Source organism: Streptomyces sp. NPDC056128 (assembly GCF_042263835.1).
In the GTDB taxonomy this organism is placed as follows: Bacteria; Actinomycetota; Actinomycetes; order Streptomycetales; family Streptomycetaceae; genus Streptomyces.
Window position 1 is genome coordinate 1 of sequence record NZ_JBHJVQ010000080.1, and the last position, 2,682, is coordinate 2,682.

Here is a 2,682-nt window from a genome sequence, read left to right on the forward strand (position 1 = left end):
CGCCACCAGACCCGCAAACCCCCCATGCGACACCACCACACCCTTCGGCACCCCCGACGACCCCGACGTATACAACACATACGCCGCCCCACCAGCACCCACCACCACCGGATCCAACACCGGCCCCACACCATCCACCTCCACCACCGGCACCCCCTCCGGCACCTCACCCGCCAGCACACCACTGGTCACCACACACACCGCCCCCGCATCCGCCAGCATCCACGCCCGCCGCTCCACCGGATACGACGGATCCAGCAACACATACGCACCCCCCGCCCGCAACACACCCAACAACGCCACCACCAAATCAACCGACCGCTCCAACAACACCCCCACCACCGACTCCGGCCCCACACCCCGAGCCGCCAACACACCCGCCAGCCGACCCGCCCGCTCATCCAACTCGCCGTAAGTCAGACTCTCCTCCCCACACACCACCGCCACCGCACCCGGATCCCGCACCACCTGCTCCCCGAACAACTCCACCACCGAACCCACCACCCCCACCACAGGCGAATCATTCCACTCGCGCAAGATCTGCTGCCGGTCACCAGCAGGCAGCACTTGCACCGCACCGAGCGACATCCCAGACGCCTGCTCCAGCGCCTCCACCAAGCCTTCGGCCGCGTTCTGCAGCAGCGCGCACACCAGCTCCGCATCCCCCGGCGCCACCGCGTCAGCCGTCAACCCGAACGCCGTCCCCAGATCATCCACCGACACCGACAACGGATAGTTCGTCCGATCCTCGGTCGACAGCATCGCCACCCCGGCAAGACCTCCACTCCGCCCGCCCCCGCCGCCCCGGCGGGGCTGACCGCCATGACGGTAGTTCAGCAGGGACGTGAAGAGCGGGGCTGCGGCGGGGACGCCGCTGGCCTTCTGCGCCAGGGCGAGCGGGGCGTGCTCGTGCACCAGCAGGCCGGCCAGCTGCCCCTGCATCGCCCGCACCGCCCCCACCGCATCCAGACCTGCCATGTCCACCCGCACGGGAAGGGTGTTCATGAACGGACCCGGAATCCGGTCCGCACCCCGCCCAGAATTCATGCGACCCAGCAACACCGTCCCGAACACCACATCCGACCGCCCCGACAGACTCGCCACCACCCGCGCATACGCCACATGGAACAACGTCGCCGGACTCACCCCCAGACTGCGGGCCTGCTCCCGGATGCGCCCCGCCACGGAGTCGTCCACCCTCAACCGCGCCGACCTCACCGTCGACCCGTCCCCATGGGTATCAGCCAGGCCGAACGGCAGCGTCGGCTCCGTCACATCACCCAACAGACCTGAGAAGTACTCCTCATGCTCCGCACGCGATACCCCCAGCCGGGCCTGGGCCACAAAGTCGCGGAACGGCAGCGGCACCGGCAACTCGTCCCCGCGGCCGGCCATGAACGCTCCGACCTCGCCCAGCACCACCTCAAGCGCCGTATGGTCTTGCAACAGGTGATGGACCTGCACCAACGCCACCCACCGACCCGGCCTCCCCGGCTCGGCCGCCACGTGTACGCGCAGCAGCGGTGCCTGCCGCAGGTCCATCCATCGACCGGCTACCGCCAGCAGCTCAGCCTTCGTATCTCCGCCGTCTGACAACGACACCTCGGTGACTGGGATGACCGCACGCCGCCGGACCACCTGCAACGGCTCCGGCAATCGCTCCCACACCAGCCCAGTGCGATAGATGTCGTGCCGGTCCACCACCCGCTGCAACGCATCCAAGAACCCGTCCAGCCGCTCACGACTGTCAAAGCCCAGCACCATCGGCACCAAGTAGACGTCCGCCGCGCCGACCCCGGCCAGCAGGTGGTGGAACAGGATGCCTTCCTGCAAGGGTGCCAGCGGATACACGTCGGCGACGTTGGCCGCCCCGCCCTCGACCGACTCGCAGACCAAGTCGATCTGCGCCGTCGTCAGCTCCACCAGCGGCATCATCTCCGGCGTAATCACCTCCACGCCCTGCGCAGGGATGCCGTTCGCAGGCACCTCGACCACGCCCCCGCCACTGCCGGCAGCTGCCAGCGCCGCAGGGGTCGGCGCCTCAAACAGCACCCGCACCGACACCCCGAACCCACGCTCACGCAACCGCTGCACCAACGACACCGCCAGCAAGGAGTGACCACCGAGCTCGAAGAAGTTGTCCTCCACCCCCACCCGCTCCACGCCCAGGACATCCGCGAACACCTGACACACCAGCTCCTCGGCCACCGTGGCAGGACCCCGCCCACCGGCAGACGAATACTCAGGCGCCGGCAGCGCGGAACGGTCCAGTTTCCCGTTCACCGACAACGGCAACCCGTCCAGCGCCACCACCGCCGACGGCACCATGTACTCCGGCAACCGCTCAGCCACAAAGCTCCGCAGGTCACCATCCACCGGGCCGTCGCCCTCGGGCACGACGTAGGCGACCAGGCGCTTGTCACCCGGAACGTCCTCACGAGCGACCACGGCCGCCTGGCCCACCCCAGGATGCGCCGCCAGGACCGCCTCGACCTCGGCCGGCTCGACCCGGAACCCGCGGACCTTGACCTGATCATCCGCACGGCCCACGAATGCGAGCTGCCCGTCCACCGTCCACCGCGCCAGGTCACCGGTCCGGTACATCCGCTCACCCAGACCACCGAACGGACACGCCACGAAGCGTTCCCCGGTCAGTCCCGGACGCTGGTGATAGCCACGGGC

1 protein-coding gene is annotated in these 2,682 nt (G+C 69.0%); it reads right to left on the reverse strand.

Annotated features, from left to right (window positions below; genetic code table 11):
* Positions 1–2,637, reverse strand: a 2,637-nt coding sequence (locus tag ACFC1X_RS40660) for a condensation domain-containing protein (RefSeq protein WP_376364788.1), incomplete at its 3' end; no start/stop codon positions are given.
* Positions 2,638–2,682: the final 45 nt, after the last annotated feature.